The sequence below is a fragment of the Tepidiforma bonchosmolovskayae genome (genome assembly GCF_008838325.1).
Taxonomy (GTDB): Bacteria; Chloroflexota; Dehalococcoidia; order Tepidiformales; family Tepidiformaceae; genus Tepidiforma; species Tepidiforma bonchosmolovskayae.
This window is the reverse complement of sequence record NZ_CP042829.1, coordinates 1,030,390-1,050,927: the sequence shown is the minus strand read 5'-3', so window position 1 is coordinate 1,050,927 and position 20,538 is coordinate 1,030,390. Positions and strand designations below refer to the sequence as shown.

Below are 20,538 nucleotides of genomic sequence, written 5' to 3'. Positions count from 1 at the left end.
CCCCTGGTGGGGCGGCGCGGCCGGGGCGGGTCCTCCCTCATCCCTCCTCCCTCCTCCCCCCGAAAAACAGGTACTCCTCCACCGGCGCCCGCCGGTCACCCCGCGAATTGATCGCCCGCGACATCTGCACCGTCAGCGGCCGCAGCCCCTCGTAGAGTGACCCAATCGCCGGGTGCGCCGAATTCGACAGCGCGAACCACGCCCCCCGCGCCGCCAGCCCCCGCACCGCTGCCGCGAGCCGCACCTGGTCGTCCCACCCGAAGGCCCGGTCCGTGTACGCCGTGAACCGCGCCGTCGTGCTCAACGGGTGGTAGGGCGGGTCGAGGTAGACGAAATCGCCCGGGCCGGCCTCCGCGCACACCTCGGCGAAGTCAGCGCAGCGCAGCTCCGCCCCCGCCAGCTCCTCCGCGCAGGCGCGCAGGTTCGCCTCGTCGCAGATGAGCGGCCGCACGTACCGCCCGTGGGGCACGTTGAACCGCCCCTGCCGGTTCACCCGGTACAGCCCGTTGTAGCACGTCCGGTTGAGAAAGATGAGCCGCGCCGCCCGCGCCGCCCGGCCCTCCGGTTCGCTCGCCCGCACCCGGTAGTAGAGCTCCCGCCGCTCCTCCCGCCCCGCCGCGAGGTACGCCTCGGCCAGCGGCCGCAGCGCCGAAATCACCGCCTCCGGGTCGTCGCGCACGGCGGCGAACGCCGCAATCAGCTCAGCGTTCGCGTCAGCGAGGATCGCCGGCACCCGCAGGCCGCGCGCCCGCAGCCCGAAGAACATCGCGCCCCCGCCCAGGAACGGCTCGATGTACCGCTCGACCGGCAGCCCCGCCACGCCCTCCGCAACCGTCGGCACGAGCCGCGATTTCCCGCCGGCCCACTTCAGGAAGGGCGTCGCCATCGGCCACCATCGTGGCCTACCCGGTCGCCCCCGGCAATTCCCCGGCCGCAGCGCGGACTGCTACCGTGAAACCATGAGCTACAAAGCGCCCGGCTCCGGCCGCGAAGGCTCCGCCGTCCTCCTCGTCGCGCCCGACGGCTCCATCCTCCTTCAGCAGCGCGACGACGACGTCTGGCCCGCCGGCATCGGCCGCTGGACCATCCCCGGCGGCGGCCGCGAGCCCGGCGAGTCGCCCCGCGAAACCGCCCTCCGCGAATTCGAAGAGGAGACCGGCGTCCGCCTCCAGCGCCTCCGCTACGTCGAAACGGTCACCACCGCCCAGGTCCCCGACCTCCTCCCCTCCTGCCTGCACCTCTTCGTGGCCGATGACCCGGTGCCCCGCACCGCAATCGACGTCCGCGAAGGCCTCGATTTCCAGTACCACCACCCGGCTGCCTTCCCCGGCCTGCCCATGAACCCCGGCACCCGCCAGCTCCTCGCCCGCTTTATCGCGAGCGATGCCTACCGCGGCACCGTCGGCATGCTCCAGCCCTACCGGGTCGGCGTCGGCGTCATCGCCCTCGACCGCTGGGGCCGCGCCCTCCTCCAGCTCCGCGACGCCGACCTCCCGCCCGAGCGCTTCCCCGGCCAGTGGTCGATCCCCGGCGGCCTCGTCGAACCCGACGAACCCCCCGATGCCGCCGCCTTCCGCGAGTTCGAAGAGGAGACCGGCGTCCTCCTCGAGACCCTCCGCCTTTTCCGCGTCTACCGCGCCGCTGAACTGCCCGGCTCCCTCACCCACGTCTACCACATCTACTACGACGACCCCGACCTGCCCGAGTCACTCATCGACGTCCGCGAAGGGCAGGCCTTCCGCTACTGGCACCCGTCCGAACTCGACGACCTGCACGTGGCCGGCCCCGCCGCCGCTGTCCTCCGCGAATTCTTCGCCAGCACCCACTACCGCCGCCTCTTCCATTGAGCCGCACTCTTCCGCGTCCGCTCGCGGACCCGCCGCGGCCCTCCGCCGCCTCCGGCCCGGGCCGCTAAACGCCAAAATGGTACAATGAACTGAACGATTTCCCCCGTTCGCGCCCGCCCCGGAGTCGCCCGTGTCCATCGAACCAACCTCACAGGTCCGCCCGGTCGAAATCGAACAGGAGATGCGCACGAGCTACCTCGATTACGCCATGAGCGTGATCGTCTCGCGCGCCCTCCCCGACGTCCGCGACGGCCTCAAGCCGGTCCAGCGCCGCATCCTCTGGGGCATGTACGAAGGCGGCGCCCGCGCCGGCACCCCCTACCGCAAGTCCGCCGCCACCGTCGGCGACGTCATGGGGAAGTACCACCCCCACGGCGACCAGGCCGTCTACGACACGCTGGTCCGCATGGCGCAGGACTTCTCCCTGCGCTACCCCCTCGTCGATGGCCAGGGCAACTTCGGCTCCGTCGATGGCGACCCCCCGGCCGCCATGCGCTACACCGAAGCGCGCATGTCCGCCATCGCCGAGGAGATGCTCGCCGACATCGACCAGAACACGGTCGATTTCGAACCGAACTACGACGGCCGCCACGAACAGCCCTCCATCCTCCCCTCCCGCATCCCGAATCTCCTGCTCAACGGCTCCTCCGGCATCGCCGTCGGCATGGCCACCAGCATCCCCCCGCACAACCTCGGCGAAATCGCCGACGCCATCTCGATGCTCATCGAGAACCCGGAAACCACCACCCTCGATGACCTCCTCACCGTCATCCAGGGGCCGGACTTCCCCACCTACGGCATCGCCCTCGTCGGCAAGAACAAAGAGCAGCTCCGCCTCGCCTACGGCGAAGGCCACGGGCGCATCACCATGCACGCCCGCACCACGGTCGAAGAATCGGGCAAGGGCCGCACCGCCATCATCGTCACCGAACTCCCCTACCAGGTGAACAAGGCCCAGCTCATCGAGAAGATCGCCGAGCTCGTCCGCGACCGCAAAATCGACGGCATCGCCGACCTCCGCGACGAATCCGACCGGAACGGCATGCGCATCGTCATCGAGCTGAAGAAGGAAGGCTCCGTCCAGCAGGTCAAGAACCTCCTCTTTAAGCACACCGCCATGCGCTCCACCTTCGCCATCAACATGATGGCGATCGTCGATGGCGCCCCCCGCCGGCTCGGCCTGAAGCGCGCCCTTGAGCTCTTTATCGACCACCGCCGCGAGGTCATCCGCCGCCGCACCGAGTACCAGCTCGAGAAAGCCCGCGAGCGCGAGCACATCCTCCAGGGCCTCCTCCGCGCCATCGACATGATCGACGCGGTCATCGCCACCATCCGCGCCGCCGAATCGGCCCAGGCCGCCCTCGACCTCCTCCAGGGCGTCGGCCTCGTCCAGCTCGAGCGGCTCCCTGCCAACAGCCCGGCCGCGATCCGCTCCCTGGCCCAGCGGAACCCCTTCAGCTTCACCGAGGTCCAGGCCCGCGCCATCCTCGACATGCAGCTCCGCCGCCTCGCCGCCCTCGAGCGCCAGGCCATCCTCAATGAGTACGAAGAGCTCATCAAGAAGATCGCCGAGCTCGAAGACCTCCTCGCCAACCCGCGGAAGATCGACTTCCTCATCCGCGACGACATGAAGGAGCTGAAGAAGAAGTACGGCGACCCCCGCCGCACCGAGATCGTCGAGGCCGACCCCGAAGACTTCCGCGAAGAAGACCTCGTCCCCCACCAGGACAGCGTCGTTACCCTCAGCATCCGCAACTACATCAAACGGATGCCGCTTGAGGAGTTCCGCCGCCAGAGCCGCGGCGGCAAGGGCGCCCGCGGCGCCCCCACCCGCGAAGAAGACGCCGTCATGAAGCTCGTCGTCTGCGACAGCCACGACAACCTCCTCTTCTTCACGGACCGCGGCAAGGTCTACCACCTCCGCGCCTTCGACGTCCCCGACACGAAGAAGCAGGCGAAGGGACTGCCCATCGTCAACCTCATCGACCTCGAGCCCGGCGAACGCGTCACCGCCATCCTCCCCGTCAGCTCCTACGACCGCGACTTCATCCTGCTCGCCACGCGGAACGGCGAAATCAAGAAGACCCGCCTCTCCGAGTTTGAAGAGGTCCGCCGGAACGGCAAGATCGCCTTCAATCTTGATGAGAACGACCAGCTCATCGCTGCACGCCTGGCCACCAATGAGACCAATGTCATCCTTGTCTCCAGCGATGGCCTTGCCATCCGCTTCAAAATCGACGATCTGCGCGATGCCAGCCGCGCCAGCGGCGGCGTCCGCGGCATGAAGCTGAAGCCCGGCGCCTACGTCGTCGGCGTCGAAACCACCGACGACGGCTCCGACCTCCTCATCATCTCCGAGCGCGGCTTTGGCAAGCGCACCGCCATCGACGAATACCCCCTCCAGGGCCGGGGCGGCCAGGGCGTCAAGACCCTCAACATCACCGAGAAAACCGGAAACGTCGCCGCCTGCCGCATGGTCGACCCCCGCCAGGACCTCCTCCTCGTCACGCGCGACGGCATCGTCGTCCGCACCCGCGTCGCCGAAATCAGCCGGATCGGCCGGAATACCCAGGGCGTCACCGTGATGCGCGTCGGCGAGGGCGACGCCGTCGCCAGCATCGCCGCCTTCATGATGGACGATGACGGCCAGGCACGGAGCCGCCGCCGGGCCCGCCCCTCGGACAACGGCGCCGCCTCCGATGCCGCCCTGAACGAAACGCTCCCCCTCGGCCTCGATGTTGACGACGCCGGGGACGGGAACGGCGGAGACGATGCGGCCAGCGGCGACTGACGGCGCCTGCCCCGCATGACCTCCATCCTCTTCGGCCTCGGCGCTGCCGTCGCCTGGGGCACGTCCGATTTCCTCGGGGGCCGGTTCACCAGCCGGCTCCCGGTCTTTACCGTCGGGCTCGCGTCACACCTGGCGGCGGTCCTCCTCCTCGGCATGGCCGTCCTCGTTTCGCGGCCCGATGCCTCCGCCGACGCCGTCCGCTGGGGGCTCACCGCCGGCCTCGCGACCAGCTTCGGCGGCCTCGCCCTCTACCGGGGCCTCTCCCTCGGCGAATCCGCCGTCGTCGCCCCGCTCTCTGCGTGCGGCGCCGTGATCCCGGTCGTCGCCGCCATCCTTACCGGGGACGCGCCGGGGCCCGCAGCCCTTGCCGGCATCGCCCTCGCCCTCTCGGGCATCATCCTCGTCTCGCTCCCCTCCGAGGGGCGCGTCTTCACCCATGGCCGCCACCTGCTGCCCGTCGCCCTCGGGCTCACGGCCGCCCTCGGCTTCGGCCTCTTCTTCCTCCTCATCGGCCGCGCTTCGGCCACCGACGGCGATGCCCTCGTCGCGGTGCTCAGCGCCCGGACCGGCGCTGCGCTCTTTACGGCCGCGGCCGGCGCCCTCGTCGGCGGGCTCCGCTGGCCCGGCGCCGGCCGCGGCCTCCGCCTCGCCTCCGTCGGCGCCATCGATAGCGCCGCCAACCTCTCCTTCGCCCTCGCCACCAGCCGGGGCAACGTCGCCGTCGCCTCCGTGCTCGGCTCCCTCTACCCGGTCCAGACCCTCATCCTCGCCCGGTTCGTCGCCGGCGAACGGTTCACCCACCTCCGCCTGGCGGGCGCCGCCCTCGCCCTGGCCGGGGTCGCCCTGATCTCCGCCTGACCTGCCCGGTCCCTACCCCTGCTTCTGCAGCACGAGCTGGACCTCCATGATCCCCTTGTCGTCGACGCTCAGCACAATCACCGCCCGCGGCTGGGCAATGTCGTAGTCGGCGAATCTGATCTCGAGCGAGCCCACCACCACGATCAGCCCGTTCTCCAGCTTCGCCTGCACAGGGATTTCGACGTCGCGGGTCACCCCGTGCAGTTCGAGGCTGCCCTTCAGCGTCGTCGTCAGCGCTTCCCCGTTCGCGAACGAGGCAGGCAGCGTGACTGCATCCTTCAGCGTGAAGGTCGCGGTCGGGAACCGGTTCGTCTCCAGCGCCTGGGTCCGGAGGGCGTTATCCCGCTGCGCACGGTCGCTCTTCAGCGCCTGCATATTCGCGGTGAAGGTGCTCCCGGGCTCCACCCGGTTTCCTTTAATGGTCACCGTGCCCTTCACGTCGCTCGTCCGGCCCACCGCCGTCGTCGCACCGACCTGCGCCAGCTCCTCCTGCACGCGGTAGCCCACGAACGTCTCGCCCGCCGCGGCCACCGTCCACGTCCCGTCGAGGCCGGCCGATGCGCCGGCCCCGGCCGGCTGCGTCGCCCCTGGGGCCGGTGTCGAACCGGCGCCCGCCGGGGCCGCCGCGGTCGGCGTCCGGACCGTTTCGAGCGCCCCTTCCAGCGAAACCTCCTCCGGCGCATCGCTCCGGAAGTAGAAGAACCAGGCCGCGAACGCTGCCACGGCGAACGCCGCCAGCCCGGCCCCGCCGAAAAGTAGCAGCTTCCGTTTCATGAGCAGTCCCCCGCTGAAGCGTCGCCGCGTATCTTCGCCGACGGCGCCTTGCGTGCAGGTCAGAACCCCTTACGAAGGTAAAGCTGAGGTCCAGAGCCGGGCCAGAGCACCGCGCAAACGAACGCGGCGCCGGGGGCAACCCCCGGCGCCGCGCGATGCTGCCTGTGCAGCGAAGGGGCGGTCTAGAGCGCCTCGATGATGGTGCTGATCCCCATCCCCGCGCCGATGCACTGCGTCGCCAGGCCGTACTTCTTGCCGCTGCGGCGCAGCTCGTGCGCCACCGTCAGGACAAGCCGTGCGCCGGTTGCACCGAGCGGGTGCCCGATCGCGATCGACCCGCCGTTCACGTTCACCTTCTCCAGCGGGATGCCCAGCTCCCGGCAGGAGGGGATGACCTGCGCCGCGAACGCCTCGTTGAACTCGACCCGGTCGATCTGGTCGGCTTCAATGCCCGCATACTTGAGCGCCTTCTTGGTCGAGGGGACCGGGCCGAGGCCCATCACCTGTGGCTTGATGCCCGCAATGCCGTACCCCTTGATCCGGGCGAGCGGCTCCAGCCCCAGCTCCAGCGCCTTCTTCTCGCTCATCAGCAGCACGGCGCTGATGCCGTCGTTCGTCGGGCAGCTGTTCCCGGCCGTAATCCGCAGCTCCTGCCCGGTCGGGCTCACGATGCCCTTCACCGGCGGGAGCTGGCTCAGCGTCTCGATGTTCGTCCCGGGCCGGATGCACTCGTCGCGGTCGAAGATGATCATCGGCCCGCGCTCCGACTCCACCCAGTTGCCCTCGGCGTCGAAGACCGGGTCCTCCACCTCGAGCGGGATGATCTCGTCCTTGTAGACGCCCTTCTCGTAGGCCGCCACCGCCTTCCGGTGGCTGTCGACCGCGAACTGGTCCAGCTCCTCGCGGCTCAGGTTGTACACCTCGGCCACGTTCTGGGCCGTCTGCACCATCGAAAGCACCGGCGAGTAATCGAGAATCTCGTCCGGGAACGGCACCGAGAAGTTCTCGAAGTGGTCCGGCGGCAGGTTCCGCTGTTCCGGCGTCTGCTCCAGCCGGCGCCGGTTGAACTCCGTGATCCGCGTCGTCGGGCCCCGCTGCCCGCCGCCGAGCTGCCGCCCCATCCGCTCCGCGCCCATCGCGATGCCGACCTCCGTCGCGCCCACCGCGATCGACTGCGCAATCCGGTGCAGCACCTCCATGCTCGAGCCGCACTGCCGGTTCGTATCGAAGGCCGAAATCTCCGACGGGAGCCCGGCGAGCCGCGCGATGGTGTCCGCGCCGATGCCAGCGAGCTCCCCGGCGCCCCCCACGTTCCCGAGGCCGATATCCTCGATCATCCGCGGCTGCACCTTCGGGTTCCGCTCAAGCAGCGCGCGCAGCACCTGGGCCCCGGCCTCATCGAGGCGCGTGGCGACCAGCTTTCCCCGTCCGCCGCGTGCAAACGCGGAGCGGACCCCATCGACGATGACGACGTTCTGAAGTTCCAAGGGCGTTCCTTCTTCCTGGGTTTCCCGGGCTGGGCCGGCATCCCCGGCCCGCAATGCTGTGCATGATAGGCCATTCGGCCTTGCAAGCGAATCGCCTTCGTTTGAACACGCCCGTCGCCAGGCACGCGACAGGGGCTGTCGCCGGGCTGTGCTACCATCCCCGGCCGTCATGCGCCCGGTCATCCGCCATGCGGCCCTTCTTGCTGCTGCGTTTGCCGCGCTCGGCGCGGCCGGCTGCGGATTCGTCAGCGACCCGGCCCCCACGCCCACGCCGACCGCTACCCCCACAGCCACCGCCACCCCGACCCGCACGCCGACGCCGACGCCCACCCCGACGTCAACGCCTACCCCGACCGCAACACCGACGCGGACGCCGACACCCACGCCACGGCCCCCGACGCCGACCCCGGTTCCGCCCACCCCGACGCCGGTTCCGCGCCCGCCGGCGCCCCCACCCGGGCCCGCCTACCCCCCGCCGTCCAGCGGCGGCGACGTCATCGAATCCTGCACCGGCTGGACTGACATCCCTGCCTCACGTGGATTCAAGGTCCGGGTGGAGTGCGTCCGGTGGCGCTGGAACACGCTCTTCACCATCACCGTGCAGACCGACTACTTCGCCGATTTCGACTACCCGCTCCGCATACGCGTCGAAGTCGACCCTCCAAACGGCTTCTCGCAGACCGCGTCCGGCTACCTCTACTGGGACGGCCATTCGCGGGAGTTCGCCTGGCCGGGAGACTTCCTCACCTTCGGTGACCCGGTGACCGGAACGTACAGCATCACCGTAAAGGCCACCAACGAGGTCTCCATCGGATTCGTCACCATCGCCGCCGGCTCCTTCACCATCCGCTGAACCGCCCCGCCGCAGCTGTCTCCGCTACACTCACGCCCATGGACCCCCGCGCCCGCGCCGTCGCCGACTGGCTCGCCGAACGCCTCGCCCGGCACCCCGCCGTCCGGCGCGTCATCCTCTTCGGCTCCCGCGCCCGCGGCGACCACCGCGAACGCTCCGACATCGACCTCGCCATCGACGCCCCCGGCGCCGACCCGGTCACCTGGGACGAGCTTCTCGCCCTCGTCGACGAAGCCCCCACCCTCCTCCACATCGACGTCGTACGGCTCGATACCGCGCCGCCTGCGCTCCGCGAGGCGATCGAACGGGAGGGCATCGAACTTGCCCGCGTCCATCCGTAGCCGCATCGCCGCCTCCGCAGCGAAATCGACGCCCCCTGACCCGGCCTACACCGCCGCCTTCGCGCCGCAGCGCGGGCAGAACTTCGCCTTTAGGGGCAGCTGCGTGTTGCAGCTCAGGCAGCGCAGCTCCTCCCCCGGGCTCGGCAGCAGGCTCCCGCACTCCATGCAGAAGCGGGCCCCGCCCTCATTCCGCACGCCGCAGTCCACGCAGAAAACGGGCGGCGCCGCCGGGACGCCGTCCCGCGCACCGCCGCCCTTCCCTTCCTTTTCCTTCTTTTTCTTCTTGTTGCGGCGCTCGAACAGCTCCTCGAAGACCTCGAACAGCTCATCAACCATCGACCGCCTCCTTTGCCGGGCCGCCCGGGATTAGCCCATCCGGGTCCATCAGCTTCCGCAGCTCCTCGATCGAGCAGTCGACGGGCGGCACGAACGCATCCGACGGCACCAGCTCGTCCTCCGGCACGGGCTCGCCCCGCTCCGCGATCAGCCGGTGCATCGCCGCGAGGTGCTCCCGGAACTCGGTTGCATCCCCCCGGTTGATATCATCATCCAGCGCCGCATCGATCCGGTTCAGCTCATCGATCAGCGCATCATCGAGCCGCCACTGGCCGCGTCCCATCAGCCGCACAATCATCGGTTCGCCTCCCCGGCGGCCATCGCCGCCCGCAGCCGCTCGAGTTCGGCATCGATGCTCGCCTGCCGGCCCAGCGCCTCCAGTTCGCGGTCGATGCCGGTCGTCCCGCCGAGCGAATCCTCCAGCACCCCGCTCTCCAGCAGCTCCTGGATCGCCTGGCCGCGACTCTTCAGCTGCGCGGTCCGGCCCTCCGCCCGCTGGATGGCGTAGCCCACGTCCGTCATCTCCTCCGAGAGACCGGTGACCGCCTCGCCGATCCGCACCGTCGCCTTCGCCGCCGTGTACTGTGCCGTCAGCACCTCCTTCCGGGTTCGGAACGCCTCAACCTTCGCCTGCAGCCGCTGCTCCGCCTGCACCAGCTGCTCCTGTTCGGCGCGCAGGTTCGCCACCTGCGCCTCGAAGCTCTCGATTTGCGCCTGCGTCGAAGCCTTCCGCTCCAGCGCAACCCGCGCGAGGTCCTCGCGCCCGTTCTTCAGCGCCTGCATCGCCTGCGCATCGAAGGTCGGCAGCTTCGCCCGCAGCTCTTCAGCCTGCAGCTCGAGCCGGCGCCGCGCAGCCGTCACCTCGACGATGCCCCGCTTCACGTCGCGCAGCATCTCGACCTGCTTCTCGTAGCTCAGGTCCAGCATCTCGCGCGGGTCCTCAAGCCGGTCGAGAGCCTTGTTCGCCTTCGCCTGGAAAATTGCGGCAAGCCGCTTCAACATCCGGTTCCTCCGTTCTCCGCCCGGGCTTCCCCGGGTGGTGTGCCCGCGTTCGGTGTCAAATGTGACACCTCTCGATCGTAGGTAATTGGCGGGGGGCGGCCGGTCAACGGCCCGCAGCGGGCTCGTGGACCGCGGCATGCGCCGGCTTCGGCCACCGCCACGAAGCGAACAGCGCCGCCGCAAGGACCCCGGCGATCACCGCCAGGCTCGCCAGCGACGGCACCTTGTACAGGTCGACGAGCAGCATCTTCGTGCCGACGAACGCGAGGATGGCCGCCAGGGCCGGCTTCAGGAACCGCAGCCCGCCCAGGTATCCGGCCAGCACGAAGTAGAGCGCCCTCAGCCCGAGAATCGCGAAAATATTCGACGTAAACACAATGAACGGGTCGCTCGTCACTGCGTAGATCGCCGGGATGCTGTCGACGGCGAACACAAGGTCCGTGCTCTCCACCAGCACCAGGACCAGGAACAGCGGCGTCGCATACAGGACCCCCTCCCGCCGGAGGAAGAACCGCTGCCCTTCGTACCGGGCCGTCACGGGAAAGAGCCGGCGCGTCAGCCGCACGAACCGGTTCTGTTCGAGGTCCGGCGCATGCTCCTGGTCCCGCAGGAATTTGATACCCGTGAAGATGAGGAACGCGCCGAACACGTAAATGACGAAGTGGAGCGTCGTGATGAGCAGCCCTGCGGCTGCAATCAGCACCGCCCGCATCACCAACGCCCCGAGAATCCCCCAGAAGAGCACGCGATGCTGGTACACCGGCGGCACCGCAAACGCCGAGAAGATCAGCAGGAAGACGAAGACGTTATCGACGCTTAGCGATTTCTCGATCAGGTAGCCCGTCAGCCACTCGACGCCCGCATCGCTGCCCCGGAAGAAGAACACGCCGGCATTGAAGGCGAGCGCCAGGGTAATCCACGCGGCGCTCCAGGCGAGCGCCTCGCGGCGCGACACAACATGGGCCTCGCGATGAAAGACGCCGAGGTCGAGCGCGAGCATCCCCGCCACGATGCCGCCGAAGATGAGCCACGGAAGCAGTTCGGTCATGCGACCCTTTCGCGGCCAGCAAAAAACCCTGGCCGCATCCCTGTTTGAGGATGTGCCAGGGTCTCACCGGGCGAAGGCTCGCCTCCGGGGCCGGCGCCGAAGCGCGTGGTGACGGCCCGCGGATGCACCCCGGGGGTGGGTGCCGGTTACTCCCCCTTGCACCATCGAGCGTAGCGGGCGCAGCCGGCTCGGGTCAAGCGAATCCCGAATTGCCGACCGTCCATCGCTGCCGCGCTGCTTCCGCTGCCCGTGCGGCACGCAACGGCGAGGCCGGGTTCGGGTTCGAGATTCGCAGCGCCGCCCAGGTGTTCAATTTGGGTTGTGGCCGCGGCACGCAACCGCAATCCCGGAGTCGGGGCTTAAGTTGTGGGAAGCGCTCGAGAAGCTCGGGCGCATGCTCGTCGCGAAAATCAAACGCAAGGGCGGAGTCGGGACCAGAAGTCGCACCCTGCCGGCGGCCGCCCGCGCGGCACGCAGGGAGAAAACTGGAGCCTCGACAGGGATTCGAACCCTGGACCTAGCGATTACGAATCGCTCGCTCTACCAGCTGAGCTATCGAGGCCCGCTGCCTTCAATCCTAGCGCCTCGCCCGCCTTCGGTGAACCTCCTGTACTGGTTCACGCCGTTCGTGACACGCCTTCGGACCGGATGTCGAAGCGCCGGGCGAGCAACTCGGCGGGGATGAGGTGGCCGAAAGCCCCGGGGGCGCACCGGGCGGAGCGGCGTCCGGACCGTCCGCCCCCGGCGGCCGGCCCCCTTCCCGCGTAACTTTCCCGCCGTCGGCCATCGACCCGGGCTCGACCGCTCGCGAAATCAGTTGCCGCCCCCCCCCCCGTGCCGTCGTGAAATGGCGACAGATTCCTGTCGCTATCGCGAGCCGGGAGCAAACACCCTATAATCGCGCGCCAACCGGGCTCCGCCTCCCGGTACGGTCGACTCTGGAGCTGGCAACGTGGCCACGTTGCTTGAATACGAACAGCGTCTGCGCGACGAAATCCCACGGCACCGGCTGATCGGCGAAATTCCGCTCGAAGAAGCTGAGCTCGACGACATCTGCAGTCATCTTCGAAGGCTTCCAACTCACATCATTCAGAGGCAATATCCCCATTGTCTCGCAGCCGTGCTCGTTAATGTCGCTAAATTTCGGTATGATGGGCATGAGTACTGGCCTAAAGTTCGAAGCCTGCTGGATACTCCCGGTTATGAGATAAATCAGCCGGAACTTGGTCAGTGGTTCGCAGATTATCTTGAGCGGAATCATCTGCCAACGTTCCGACAGCTCGTTGAGGAAGGTGCATTACCTTACGTCACGCCAATTCTCGCCCATGCCATGGTTCCGCGGGCGCTGGTTCCATCCTTCATGGAGCACGTCATCTGGCCAAGCATTACCGATCCGGAACGTTACGGATATGACATTTCGGAGATTCGCGAACGCCTTATCCGAAATCACGCCGGAATGCACCGTCCGGTCTACCGGTTCGTCGTCTATGGCGGGCGCGTTGCCGAAGATGTCATCCAGCGCACCATGGACCTTGTCCACGGAATCGACGATCCCGGCCTGCCCTCCTGGTTCGTCGACGAGGTGTCAGCATGGGTTGACGGCCGCGGGCAGCAGCGGTCGAGGGTTCGCCAAAGATGGACGGCGCCTGCCCTGGTGTTCGACCCCGAATTTGTCCGTATCCTGCTTCGGCTCCCGTATATCGACAGCCCGGTAGTCCGCTGGAAGGTACAGCTCTCCGGAGGTTCCTACTTCGATGTGCCCTGGAAGGAAAGCTGGAGGAGGCCAGCGCCGTACGAAGAGCTCCTGGTCGAAGAGCCCTTCTCGTCAATCCAGGTGTTCGGCTTTACTGAAAACGGGTTGCTGACATCGCGCAGCTTTGAGGGATTAACCCCGGAACGCCCGTTTCTGCTCTTCCATGGGAAATCATGCAAAGCCATCAGCGGGACTCGGACCCTTTCCACCCGGAGCTTCTTCCTCGTCGCCCCCGCTGGGGCATGCGTGCAGGGGGCCGACGGAGAAATCGGTCCGGTCGAAGACCTCGGCGAGCCGGCATCACGATGGCGTTCTATCGTCGCGAGGCATTTCGAGCTCCCCGACGGTCTGTCGCACATCAATCTAAGCGCAGGGAGAGCACAGCACCAGGTTTTCGTCGACGCGGATGCCGAGCCTGTCCTGGACTGCCCCGACGTTCCGGCTTACCTGGAACCCTATGGCGAAACCGCGCTCGCCTTTGAGACGAATCTCCCCTCGGTCATCCTTCCCGGCCCTCCCGGGCATCGTGACGCCGCCGACTACCTTGCCAGCTGGACCGTCTCGGTTCGGTCCGACGATGGCACGGAGCGGGGAAGAATGTCGGCTGCCGAGCTCTCTCCAGAGCTGTTGCCGGGCGGCCGGGTGCGCCTGCACCTGGAGGACCTGATCCCGGGCCGTGACGTCGGCAGGTGGCACGTGCGCGTCAATGGGCCGCTCGGGCGCAGCGCGGAATTCATCCTCGACCTGCTCCCCGCCATGGAATTCCAGGTCGACGAGCATCCCGGTGTCGCAGGGCCAGACCTGGCAGTTTCAACGGTCGACATCACTACCAGAGACGGCATCAGCGTCCTCGAAGAAGGTGATTTCGTCGAACCGCGCCCGGACGGATGGCGGCTCTACGACCGCAACCGGAACGGGCGCATCCCGTTCACTGTCCGCGACACCGCGACCGGCCGGGAGACCATGGCGGCCATCCGGCTGAACGTCGCCCAGTGGCGCTGGGTCGGCCGCGGCCTGGAGCAGCAAGAGGACAACACAGCTCTTCGGTTCAACATCGACGACCTGGAATCGGGGAGCGCAGGGGTCCTTTTGGCCAGGGTGCCGCCGAAGTATGACGTCGAACTGCGGCTGGTGCAGCGTCCCGGGAGAATCCTGCAACGCCTCCGGGCCAGGGCGAAACAGAAGAATCTTGCAAGATTCTCGATTAGCGAATTTTTGGACACGCTCCGCGGCAGCCACATTCCGAACTACGACTTCGAGCTTCAGCTGCTCTCGTCAAATGGGAACGAAGTCGGCAGTCCCATCACGGTAGCAACGGTCGATATCGCGGTAGATATTGAGCACGTATCCGCCGCGCACCCAGGGCATCGAACAACGCTCAGCTGGATCCAGAGGCGTCGGGTACCGGGTGCCCACGGAACAGTACGGTGTCTCACACGACCGTGGCAGGAGCCGCTCTCCAGCCCGGTCTCTTACGACAACACCACTGGCACCGCCAGCATCGAGGTTTCGAGGCTCCTCCCCGGTCGGTACAGCCTTGAGCTGCGGGTCGATGACGAATGGACCGGGCAAAGGACGGTAGGCCGCATTGTTCAGTTTCATATCGGAAGTGAAGATGACTTGCGAAAACGGGCGGATGTCCTGCCACCAACCGTCGCTGGCACCCTTGAACGCATTCTGCTCACCTCCCCGAACGCAGCGGCCGATGAAACTCGTGCATTCTTCAGAGACCTCGGCCCGTACCAGCTTCGGGAGCTGCTCGCGATCGTTGCGAAGTCAGTCGATTGCGGGGCGATGCGGGAAATCCTCCGGATCCCATGGTGGCTGGCAGCCGAAAGCCTGGCCAGCAGAAAGAGCGCCGATGCCCGGCAGGATTTCTGGCAGTGGCTGGTTGACCAGGATGGCACGTCCCGCCCTGGATGTCTCCTCGTCGGCCTCGGCATCGAACGCTGGCAGGGGCAGGTTCCTGGAGAAATGATCGAGGGGAGAGAGGATCGCCTCTGGCAGGCATGGCTGCCGCTCGGGGCATGGCATGACCTCGCTCTGGCGCGAAACGACCCCGGCGCAGTCGCCCGCTGCCACACGTACCTTGGCTGGCCTGACCTCGAAACCGATGACAGCGATGGTGATGCGTTCGAATCTCTCCCGGAGTGCGGTTCCATCAATGGGCCCGAGTTCCAACCGGACGACGACAGACTCGAGGCGATGGAGGCGGCGCTTTTGCCCGTCCCCGGGCGGATGTTCGACCGGGATGGCTGGCTCAACGCGGCCTTCGCGACCCTGAAACAGCTTTCGCGCCATACCGCCGATGGGGAGTTCGAGCAGAGACGTCGGCGGCTCGTTCGTGGATACCTGAGCTGTCGGGAGCCGTTAGAACGAATGGCCGACGAGCTCCTCGGTCCGGGAGGGCTCGACCGGCGATGGATGCTCCCTCAGCGCGTACTGCCCGAATCTTGGCCCGTCCTCGGGCGCATGTCCCTGGCCGTCGCCCTCGTGCGAAGGCAGATGGCCAGGGGAAAACGCGGGAGCCTCCCGCCGGAAGCCGTCCCCTGGCTCGATGAAGTCGCCGTGTGGCTCGAGAGGTACATGCCGAGGATCTATGAGCGCGACCTCTGTTACGCGGAAATTCTTTGCCTGCGAGTCCAACAATGAGCGCCACAAACAACCTGGACCCCCTGCGCGCGACCGGGGAGGTCGAGACCGCCTACCGTCGTTACCTGCGCACCTCGTTGCGTTCCAATGACCCGCAGCTCAACCGCGCCATCGAGGAAGCTTTTGACAGGGTGCGCACGCCGTGGCTGAAGGGCCCCTTCCTCGAGGCGTCCCAGAATTACCAGCACGGGGTCACCCCCAATGACCTTGTCCGAGAAGGGGTCCTCAGCCCGCGGTGGCTCGAAAGTAACGGCGGGTTTTCCATCCACCGGCCGCTCTACCGGCACCAGGAGACGGCCATCCGCAAGCTCGTCACCGAGCGTCGCAATGTGGTCGTGGCCACCGGGACCGGAAGCGGCAAGACCGAGAGCTTTCTACTCCCGATCATCAATCAAATATTCCGTGAGCAGGAACAGGGTAGCCTTCGCAGCGGTGTCCGTGCACTGCTGCTGTATCCCATGAACGCGCTGGCCAACGACCAGCTGAAGCGGCTCAGGGAGTTGCTGGAGGATTTCCCGGAGGTGACCTTTGGCCGGTACACCGGAGATACGCCCGAGACAAGAGCCGAAGGGATCGAAAAGGCGAAGAACAGCGGCGTCGAAACCATTCTGCCTAACGAGATGTTCGGCCGCCAAGAGATGCGCGAGCGTCCTCCTCATCTGCTGCTGACCAACTATGCAATGCTCGAGTACCTTCTGATCCGGCCGGACGACTCGCCGCTCTTCGCTGTCTCCGGAGACAACGAGTGGCGCTTTATCGTCCTCGATGAGGTCCACAGCTACGAGGGAACGATGGGCCTCGAGATCGGCATGCTCCTGCGCAGGCTGCTTGACCGGGTCGGCAGAGGGCCGGGCAAAACCCAGGCCATCGCGACCTCCGCCACCGCCGGCGGGCCGGAAGACCGGAAACAGATCGCCAAATTCGCCTCGGACCTCTTCGGGCTGCCTTTCGAATGCGATGACGACGACCCTGCGCGGCAGGACGTCATCGTCGCCTCCCGGGAAGCGCCGCGGCTCCCTGCCCCGGGTCCTCGGATCGACCTCGAACAGGCCGTTCGGACCGGGAACTCCGACGCGCTGCTCGCCGACCCGAGGGTGCAGGACCTCCTCACGTCGCTCGGGGCGAAGCAGCTCACTCTTGAGGAGGCAGCCGCAATGCTCGGCGACGCCGACCCCTTCGAACTGACGGCCTCCGTCGTCCGGGCGCTTTCATCGCTGCGCGACCCGCAGGGGCTCCCTCTGCTCCGCGCCAAGTATCACACCTTCGTCCGCTCCCCCGATGGCATGTTCGTCTGCCTGCGGGACCACGATGGCGGCCCCCGGGTCTTCCTCGAGTCGGCGCGCCACTGCGATATCTGTGGTCCGGCGGCCATGGTCATCGAAGTCGCAACCTGCCGCCGCTGCGGGCAGTGGCACCTTCGGGGCACTGTCTCGGGTGACGAACGTTCTGGGCGCCTCCAGGCGGCGCTCAACCTACCGGATTCCTCCCGGGAGGTGCTGTTCCTCGGCCCGAAAGTCGCTGAGGACCCGGTCGACGAACCCGAAGAGCCGGGTCAACTCGTCGAGCTCGTGCTCCAGGGGGAAAAAAGGACGAACAGCAGCTCTCCCTGTGTTTCTCCTGCCTGCGGGCCGGCTCCAGCGGGGATTGCAACTGCCCGAACCCGCGGCCGACGCCGATGACAGTCGCTGCCCGCACCGAATCAGGAGCCGTGCGCTGCGTCAACTGCAAGGCGCCGTCGAGCCAGCGCGGGCCCCGGCGGTTGAGTCTCGGCTCCGATGCGCCCCCGGCGGTCATCGCCTCCGCGCTGTTCGATGCCCTGCCTCGCGGCGAGGAACGTCCGCGCTTCCTGGCGTTCTCCGACAGCCGGCAGGACGCCGCATTCTTCGCCGCTTACCTCGAGCGGACCTACAACCGGACCGCCCGGCGGAGGGTCATCTACCAGGTGCTGCGCGAGACCTGGGAAACGCCCGGCGGAGAGGGACTCAGGCTCGAAAGTCTCGGCAGCCGGCTCGCCAGCGCTATGGACCGGGCAGGCTTCTTCACCAGCGACACGTCCGCCCTTCGACGCAAAGATCTGGCCGTCGAATGGCTTATCGCGGAACTCACCGCCATGGACGAGCGCCAGTCGCTCGCAGGCGTTGGCCTGGCCGAACTCAGGCTCGCTCGCCCCGGCACGTGGACCCCGCCCCGGCCGCTCCTCAGCCCGCCCTGGTCGCTGACGCCGGAAGAGGCATGGGTCCTCCTCGAAGAGCTCCTGAAAACGCTGCTTGCCGCGCAGGTGGTCAGCATGCCGCAGGGGGTCGACGTCTCGAGCGAGATTTTCGAACCACGCAACAAGCGCTACGCGGTGCGGCAGGACGGGCCTGCCAGGACAGCCGAACTCGAAATCCTTAGCTGGGTCCCACAGCATCCTGCCATTAACCGGCGCCTCGACTACCTCGTTCGCATCCACCAGGCGAAGAACCCGACCGCCTCCGTCGGCGAGAGCAAAACCACCGCTCGCGCCTTGCTCCAGGACATCTGGCGATACCTGTCAGACCAGGATTCACCGTTCAGGAGCATCCTCCAGCCGTCAAACGAACCGAACCACGGCATCGTCTACAGGCTCAACCCGAACTCCTGGGAATTCCGTCCGCCCCGGGCGCTCCTCCAGTGCTCGTCCTGCGGAACGATCGAGCCGGCAGCCGTCGCCGGCGTCTGCCCGTCATTCCGCTGCAGCGGCCGCCTGGAGCCGGCCTCGGAGCTCCCGCTCGACCACTACCGGGCGATGTACCAGGAGCCTCCGCTCGGCCCCATGTATGCCGAGGAGCACACGGCCCAGTGGTCCACCCAAAAGGCATCCGAAATCCAGGGCGACTTCGTCTCGAAAAACGGCCGCGTCAATGTCCTGAGCTGCTCAACAACCTTCGAGCTGGGCGTCGACGTGGGCGAACTCGAGGTGGTCCTCCTGCGCAACGTGCCGCCCAGCGCCGCGAACTACGTCCAGCGCGCTGGCCGCGCCGGGCGCAGAGCCTCGTCCGCAGCGCTCATCGTCACGTTTGCCCAGCTCCGCCCCCACGACCGACAGGTTTTCGCCTACCCGCTTAACTATGTCGCCGGCAAAGTCCCGGCTCCGCAAATCCCGTCCGGCAACGTTCCCATCGTCCGCCGCCACGTCCACTCTGTCGCGCTCTCCCGCTTCCTCAGGACGAACTACGGGAAATCCCCGGAATGGCCCCGGGTCGTCGAGAAGTTTTTCGGCGACGGCGCAGGCAGTCCCTGCGAGGAGTTCCGCCAGTACCTCCTCTCGCGTGACGCGGGCCTTCGTGACGAACTCACGCGCATTGTCCCGCCCGAACTCCACGAGGAACTCGGCGTCCAGGACTGGGCCTGGGCGGCAGCCCTCGCCGACCCGGACCCCTTCCAGTCGCCGCTCGCCCGGGTTGAGCGGGAAAAGATCGCCGATATGCAGCAGTACCGCCGACTAATGGACGAGGCTGCGGCGAACCACCGCTTCCAGCAGGCCGACCGCTACCAGAAGGTGCTCAACACCATCAGCCGGGCCGAGCTCCTCGGCACCCTCGCCAGCGCCAACGTGCTGCCCAAGTACGGGTTCCCGGTGGATGTCGTGCCGCTCAAAACGGCCCACGTCTCCGCCGAGGTCGCCCGCGACATCGAACTCCAGCGCGACCTCAGGGTCGCCGTCTCTGAGTACGCGCCCGGCTCCGGGGTCGTCGCCGCCAAGCAATTCTGGAAATCCGCCGGTCTGCAGCTGCTCCCCAACCGGCAGCTCCCCGAACGGAAGTACGCGGTCTGCGAACGCTGCAACCGCATTTACCTCGACCCCGAGGCTGGCGGCTCCTGCCCCCAGTGCCACGGGCAGACCATGAACAGGACGTTCGTCGACCCGGTCTTCGGCTTCGTCGCTGCACCCCCGCCGCGGAAGGGCCTCGGCGAGGAACGCCCTCCCCGCATCTTCGCCTCCCGGATGCTCTTCTACGACTTCGGCCCCCAGCAGGACCGCACCTGTGTCCTCGGGCCGCCTTCGGCCCACCTCGTGCTCGGCCGCTTCACCAGGCAGGGCTCACTCGCCGTCATCAACAACGCCTACGGCAGGGGCTTCCGGCTCTGCCATACCTGCGGCTTCGCGACGGCCGGTGCTGCCGCGCCAACTCGCGAAGGCAACGGCAGCCATAAGCACCCCGTCACCGGGCAGAAGTGCACCAAAACGCTCGCGCGGGTCGACCTCGGCCACCTCTTCACCTCCGATATCGCCGAGTTCAAGTTCGTCGACCAGGACCTGGCGGCCGATTCGGCCAGGGCGTCCGTCCTCGCTGCACTCCGCGAGGGCGCCCGGCGGTTCCTCAAAGCCGGCGACGACGACCTCGGGGGTCTCACCTACCTCGAAGCCGGCCAGCCAGTCTTCGTCCTCTACGACAACGTGCCGGGCGGCGCCGGCCTCGCCCGCTCCGCCTTTGAACAGTTCGCGTGCGTGATGCGTGAGGCCCTTGAGGTCTGCAATTGCAGTGCATGCGGCGAGCACAGCTCCTGTTACGGCTGCCTTCGCACCTACCAGAATCAGCACCAGCACGACCAGCTCGACCGCACCATCGCCCAGGAGGTCATCACCTCAGCTCTCGAACGCGCCGGGTCCGCGGCCGCGGCTGCCTCCTGAGCCCGTTCCTGCCAGGGTGCTGCTCGCTTGGACCGCTGCTCGGGGTCGGCGCGGGCAGACGCGGATGCCCCCGGCCCGGGGCGGCCGCGTGCCGGGCACCCGCTCGTCCGCGCCTGCCGGCGTATCTCCTCCGTAAACCGCA

15 protein-coding genes and 1 tRNA gene are annotated in these 20,538 nt (G+C 67.6%); 8 read left to right on the top strand and 8 right to left on the bottom strand.

All coding sequences use genetic code 11. From position 1 onward, the window contains the following. Positions 1-37: 37 nt before the first annotated feature. Positions 38-886, bottom strand: a complete 849-nt coding sequence (locus tag Tbon_RS05325; RefSeq protein WP_158066658.1) for a DNA adenine methylase — start codon at positions 884-886, stop codon at positions 38-40. Positions 887-959: 73 nt separating this feature from the next. On the opposite strand from Tbon_RS05325, the gene Tbon_RS05320 reads away from it, so the two are divergent. The 3 genes from Tbon_RS05320 to Tbon_RS05310 all read left to right on the top strand — a co-directional run bounded on the left by Tbon_RS05320 (position 960) and on the right by Tbon_RS05310 (position 5,496). Then, a complete protein-coding gene (locus tag Tbon_RS05320) occupies positions 960-1,847 on the top strand; it encodes an NUDIX hydrolase (RefSeq protein WP_192498176.1) in 888 nt (295 codons plus the stop codon). Between the two features lie 130 nt (positions 1,848-1,977). Next, on the top strand, positions 1,978-4,638 hold the full coding sequence (gene gyrA / locus Tbon_RS05315; protein WP_158066656.1) for a DNA gyrase subunit A: 2,661 nt from the start codon (positions 1,978-1,980) through the stop codon (positions 4,636-4,638). Positions 4,639-4,653: 15 nt separating this feature from the next. After that, entirely contained in the window at positions 4,654-5,496 is an 843-nt protein-coding gene (locus Tbon_RS05310; protein ID WP_158066655.1) for an EamA family transporter, read from the top strand. A 12-nt stretch (positions 5,497-5,508) separates the two neighbouring features. Here the strand turns inward: Tbon_RS05310 and Tbon_RS05305 are convergent, their stop codons facing one another. Further along, a complete protein-coding gene (locus Tbon_RS05305) occupies positions 5,509-6,270 on the bottom strand; it encodes a YceI family protein (RefSeq protein WP_158066654.1) in 762 nt (253 codons plus the stop codon). A gap of 182 nt (positions 6,271-6,452) precedes the next feature. Further along, positions 6,453-7,757 (bottom strand): thiolase family protein, encoded by a 1,305-nt coding sequence (locus tag Tbon_RS05300; protein WP_192498175.1) that lies wholly within the window; start codon positions 7,755-7,757, stop codon positions 6,453-6,455. A gap of 169 nt (positions 7,758-7,926) precedes the next feature. Between Tbon_RS05300 and Tbon_RS13775 the strand changes: the two genes are divergently transcribed. Next, positions 7,927-8,610: a hypothetical protein gene (locus tag Tbon_RS13775; protein ID WP_192498174.1), complete on the top strand. Its 684-nt coding sequence runs from the start codon at positions 7,927-7,929 to the stop codon at positions 8,608-8,610. A gap of 38 nt (positions 8,611-8,648) precedes the next feature. Next, positions 8,649-8,951 (top strand): nucleotidyltransferase family protein, encoded by a 303-nt coding sequence (locus Tbon_RS05290; protein ID WP_158066652.1) that lies wholly within the window; start codon positions 8,649-8,651, stop codon positions 8,949-8,951. Positions 8,952-8,996: 45 nt separating this feature from the next. Here the strand turns inward: Tbon_RS05290 and Tbon_RS05285 are convergent, their stop codons facing one another. The 5 genes from Tbon_RS05285 to Tbon_RS05265 form a co-directional block, all read right to left on the bottom strand. Beyond that, complete coding sequence (locus tag Tbon_RS05285; protein ID WP_158066651.1) at positions 8,997-9,287, bottom strand: zinc ribbon domain-containing protein; 291 nt, start codon at positions 9,285-9,287, stop codon at positions 8,997-8,999. Next, the gene (gene pspAA, locus Tbon_RS05280; RefSeq protein WP_158066650.1) at positions 9,280-9,585 is read right to left on the bottom strand and encodes a PspA-associated protein PspAA; all 306 of its coding nucleotides are present in this window, start codon (positions 9,583-9,585) and stop codon (positions 9,280-9,282) included. Before pspAA ends, Tbon_RS05285 begins: the two co-directional genes overlap by 8 nt. Continuing rightward, positions 9,582-10,289, bottom strand: a complete 708-nt coding sequence (locus tag Tbon_RS05275) for a PspA/IM30 family protein (RefSeq protein WP_158066649.1) — start codon at positions 10,287-10,289, stop codon at positions 9,582-9,584. The genes pspAA and Tbon_RS05275 overlap by 4 nt, the downstream gene beginning before the upstream one ends. 103 nt (positions 10,290-10,392) lie before the next feature. Further along, positions 10,393-11,337: a TerC family protein gene (locus tag Tbon_RS05270; protein ID WP_158066648.1), complete on the bottom strand. Its 945-nt coding sequence runs from the start codon at positions 11,335-11,337 to the stop codon at positions 10,393-10,395. A gap of 486 nt (positions 11,338-11,823) precedes the next feature. Further along, positions 11,824-11,899: transfer RNA gene (locus tag Tbon_RS05265), tRNA-Thr, on the bottom strand. Between the two features lie 390 nt (positions 11,900-12,289). Between Tbon_RS05265 and Tbon_RS05260 the strand changes: the two genes are divergently transcribed. Genes Tbon_RS05260 through Tbon_RS05250 form a run of 3 tightly spaced genes read left to right on the top strand, consistent with a single transcriptional unit; the run spans position 12,290 to position 20,396 of the window. After that, on the top strand, positions 12,290-15,742 hold the full coding sequence (locus Tbon_RS05260; RefSeq protein ID WP_158066647.1) for a hypothetical protein: 3,453 nt from the start codon (positions 12,290-12,292) through the stop codon (positions 15,740-15,742). Then, entirely contained in the window at positions 15,739-17,421 is a 1,683-nt protein-coding gene (locus tag Tbon_RS05255) for a DEAD/DEAH box helicase (protein WP_158066646.1), read from the top strand. The genes Tbon_RS05260 and Tbon_RS05255 overlap by 4 nt, the downstream gene beginning before the upstream one ends. Positions 17,422-17,450: 29 nt before the next feature. Beyond that, positions 17,451-20,396 carry a DUF1998 domain-containing protein gene (locus tag Tbon_RS05250; protein WP_192498173.1) on the top strand — a complete coding sequence of 982 codons (2,946 nt, stop codon included), beginning with the start codon at positions 17,451-17,453 and terminating at the stop codon, positions 20,394-20,396. The last annotated feature ends 142 nt before the right edge of the window (positions 20,397-20,538 follow it).

Excerpts from the sequence above, each read along its gene's own strand:
- Tbon_RS05325 (WP_158066658.1), bottom strand. The coding sequence starts at position 886 with ATGGCGACGCCCTTCCTGAAGTGGGCCGGCGGGAAATCGCGGCTCGTG.
- Tbon_RS05320 (WP_192498176.1), top strand. The coding sequence starts at position 960 with ATGAGCTACAAAGCGCCCGGCTCCGGCCGCGAAGGCTCCGCCGTCCTC.
- Tbon_RS05310 (WP_158066655.1), top strand. The coding sequence starts at position 4,654 with ATGACCTCCATCCTCTTCGGCCTCGGCGCTGCCGTCGCCTGGGGCACG.
- Tbon_RS05305 (WP_158066654.1), bottom strand. The coding sequence starts at position 6,270 with ATGAAACGGAAGCTGCTACTTTTCGGCGGGGCCGGGCTGGCGGCGTTC.
- Tbon_RS13775 (WP_192498174.1), top strand. The coding sequence starts at position 7,927 with ATGCGCCCGGTCATCCGCCATGCGGCCCTTCTTGCTGCTGCGTTTGCC.
- Tbon_RS05290 (WP_158066652.1), top strand. The coding sequence starts at position 8,649 with ATGGACCCCCGCGCCCGCGCCGTCGCCGACTGGCTCGCCGAACGCCTC.
- Tbon_RS05285 (WP_158066651.1), bottom strand. The coding sequence starts at position 9,287 with ATGGTTGATGAGCTGTTCGAGGTCTTCGAGGAGCTGTTCGAGCGCCGC.
- pspAA (WP_158066650.1), bottom strand. The coding sequence starts at position 9,585 with ATGATTGTGCGGCTGATGGGACGCGGCCAGTGGCGGCTCGATGATGCG.
- Tbon_RS05275 (WP_158066649.1), bottom strand. The coding sequence starts at position 10,289 with ATGTTGAAGCGGCTTGCCGCAATTTTCCAGGCGAAGGCGAACAAGGCT.
- Tbon_RS05270 (WP_158066648.1), bottom strand. The coding sequence starts at position 11,337 with ATGACCGAACTGCTTCCGTGGCTCATCTTCGGCGGCATCGTGGCGGGG.
- Tbon_RS05255 (WP_158066646.1), top strand. The coding sequence starts at position 15,739 with ATGAGCGCCACAAACAACCTGGACCCCCTGCGCGCGACCGGGGAGGTC.